Consider the following 3,094-nt stretch of genomic DNA (forward strand, 5'->3'; position numbering starts at 1 on the left):
TTTTAATTCCTGCGTAAACGCCACAAATAAGCCACCACACAGCCGGCAATACCCATGGGGAAAAACAGGGTAATCGCATTGGTGATACGCACGGACAAAGGCATATTGCGCGCACCGTATTTGTCGCGCGCAAAATCCGTCCAATCAGCCATCGTGCGATTGCGCACCTCAGCATCTGCCCACGATCGCTCCAACTTCAGTGCTTCAGTCTCTGAAATGGGTACAGATGACAGCGCCTTGCGTTCTTCTTCTGACACCCCATCTGCCATCGCGTCCTTCCAGGCAGCTTGCAATGACCGCTGTGAGTCAATGACCATCACGCCGATCAAATCGTTCAACACGCGCCATCGCCCGCTGCCCAATTCAGCATTGTATATCAAATCGGAACGCCATTCAAAGGGATTTAGCGTCACCGCAGCATCACTTTGATAGCGCCTGTATAGATCCGGCAATACGGTAAACCGATTCAACTGCTTATTGACAGGACCGCCCGGCACGCCCTTTTTCAAAAACCAGAGCTTCTGCCCCGCATCGGACATCACAAACTCCAAAAACGCCTGTGCCACCTCCAGGTTTGGCGCACCCTTTAATATGGCGATGCCATCGGGATTGACAATGGTCAAATTATCGGGCATCACAAAGCCCACGTATTCATCGCCCACTTCTGCGACCTGTGCCCAGGCATAAAAGTCGATGGACAAACCATAAGCTACTTCACCCACGGCAACTTCCTTGGGGGCATAAGAACCACCTTGCCCAAAATTTCGCACATTGGCCCCCATTGTAGTAATCACTTCCCATCCCTTTTCCCAGCCATAAGCCTGCAAAATCAATTCATAAGCCATGTGAACGCTGCCACTCTTACGTGGATCGCCCGAACCGACCCACGAAAACAACTCCGGCGCGCCCAAATCTGCCCAGGTTTGGGGAATGGGAAAATTCAAAATGTCAAGCACGCGCCGATTGTACACAATGCCAAAACCAGACAGCGTTGCACCATACCATTGATAGGCAGAATCGTAAAGCGGAACCCCCCCAATCTGCACGGGCAATCGATTGAACGCGGCATCGGACAACCGATAGGGTTGACACAGCCCGCGCTCAGACAAATCCACATAAGGCGCGGTGCCTCCGCCAAAAAAGATATCGATGCCAATGCCCTCTGGCGACCGCCCAAATTCCGATTTAATATAGCGCAATATCGAACTCGTTCCCCCCCCGATATCGAGCCATTCTACCCGCACATCTCGCCCAGTGGTCTTTTGATAAAAAGCCACAAAAGCCGACTCAAACTCGTTTTGAATCTCATCTGAATGTGGCGACATCAGCACCAATTGATCGGCATTGCATGGCAAAACCAGCAACCCGATAAGAGCAAAACAAAAAATGGCATTGTAAGATTTCATAACTATTGACCCCGTATGTTTAGCGTAAAAAGTATATAGTATGTGCCTTCTGGTGTGTCAACGCCTTTTTGGTCAAAAAAAAACACCCTGAATATTCAGGGTGCTCTAACCTGTGTTATGTCCGTCCTGCGCGTCCTTAAAATCTGTTTTCTCTGGCGATGGAATAAACAGTTAATCAGACGTTTCAATACGCCCAATCCGGTTCCCGGTTGAATCGACGATCCAGACAACACCCCTGAGATCAACGCGCAAGTTTTTGACCTCAACATCATCATCGGAAATCTCATAGAGCGTAAACGTCGTATCTTGCAAACTAAAACTGGTCAGCCATCCCGACGATTGTCCACCGACCCACACGCGATCATTCGAATCGACCTGCAAAGCATGTGGAGATTCCATCTTTTCGGGAAACCGGAAATAACGCGTTTGCCTGGTGATAGAATCAAACATGCCCAGCCTTATCGAATCCATATCCGCAAACCACATCCTCCCCAGTGAATCCAATTCCATTTGCCCAATAGCAAAACCGCTATCTGGAAGCGAATAGGTGGTAATCTCTTCAGTATCGGGATCGAGCATACCCAACTGACTTTGTTTGTGATCGACGAACCAGACCCGCCCACCATCATCTATCTGAAGCGAACCAAGTGTGACATCTTCCTCACCAATTGAAAATTCTTTTATCGTCTCGGTGGTGGGATCCAGCCGCGCAATGCGGTCGGCTCCACTCTCGATAAACCAGAGCTTCCATTGATCGTCAAATTTCAAACTCATTGGCCGACTGCCCGGAGTCGGAACAGTGAACTCCTGAATATCATCTGAGAAGGGATCCAGGAGGCCAATGCGGTTGGCTGCAATCTCTGAAAACCAGACATGCCCCTGACTGTCGAGAGCAATACTGTGTGGTTGTGCACCCGGCGTGGTCAAAGAAAATCGGCGAATCATATCTGTGCGCGGCTCTAATCGGCCAATTGCATTGGCCCCCATCTCTGTAAACCATATATACCCTCGAGAGTCAATCGCCAGATCATTTGGCCGGCTATTCGGCGTCAAAAGCTCAAAAAAATCGACCTGAGCAGAGGCTTCTTGCTCCTCGGCTTCCTCGGTGACGGGTTCAGAAGTATCTTCCTGATTGTACGCACTGGCAAAAATGATAAGATCTTTGAAATTAACCACGCCATCCGGGTGCAAATCATACTTCGCATCATTTGTACCAAAGGCTTCGGTCAGAGCTAAAAGATCTTGCAGATCAACAACGCCGTTATCGTCAAAATCAATATCGACATCTGATTGCGCGTATCCCGAAAGGGGAAAAAGCACGACCAGCATCATATAGAAAACGTTTCGATACATTGAGCCTCCACAACAGTACCGATAATGGCTCCCCTTACTATGTGTACTGTCGGTATATGCCTTGATGCGATGTGGTGGCTCTTCGTGTGTGTATAACCCCTGCTTATAGAGAACCACCGACAACTAAACATTCTCCCAACAAATATATCTATACTAATACGCGCTATATGTCAAGCATTTTCTACAATTTCAGGTGGTATAAATGCGTTATTATACAAGATATAGACACTTTTTACATCTCTTTTAGCAAATTGACCGTCGTCGTTTTAATCATATCTTCACACTCCGCACCTATCATTAATGTTCCATAATACTTAAAAGCTTGATCGACTTCG

Annotated in this window: 2 protein-coding genes; both read right to left on the minus strand. The window is 48.1% G+C overall.

The genetic code is table 11. The features are described from left to right. Positions 1-2 precede the first annotated feature (2 nt). Complete coding sequence (locus tag OXG87_08910) at positions 3-1,406, minus strand: ABC transporter substrate-binding protein (GenBank protein MCY3869664.1); 1,404 nt, start codon at positions 1,404-1,406, stop codon at positions 3-5. Positions 1,407-1,577: 171 nt separating this feature from the next. Next, a complete protein-coding gene (locus tag OXG87_08915) occupies positions 1,578-2,759 on the minus strand; it encodes a hypothetical protein (protein ID MCY3869665.1) in 1,182 nt (393 codons plus the stop codon). Between the last annotated feature and the right edge of the window lie 335 nt (positions 2,760-3,094).

This window comes from Gemmatimonadota bacterium, from assembly GCA_026706845.1.
In the GTDB taxonomy this organism is placed as follows: Bacteria; Latescibacterota; UBA2968; order UBA2968; family UBA2968; genus VXRD01.

Coding starts and splice junctions, on each gene's coding strand:
- OXG87_08910 (MCY3869664.1), bottom strand. CDS start 1,406: ATGAAATCTTACAATGCCATTTTTTGTTTTGCTCTTATCGGGTTGCTG.
- OXG87_08915 (MCY3869665.1), bottom strand. CDS start 2,759: ATGTATCGAAACGTTTTCTATATGATGCTGGTCGTGCTTTTTCCCCTT.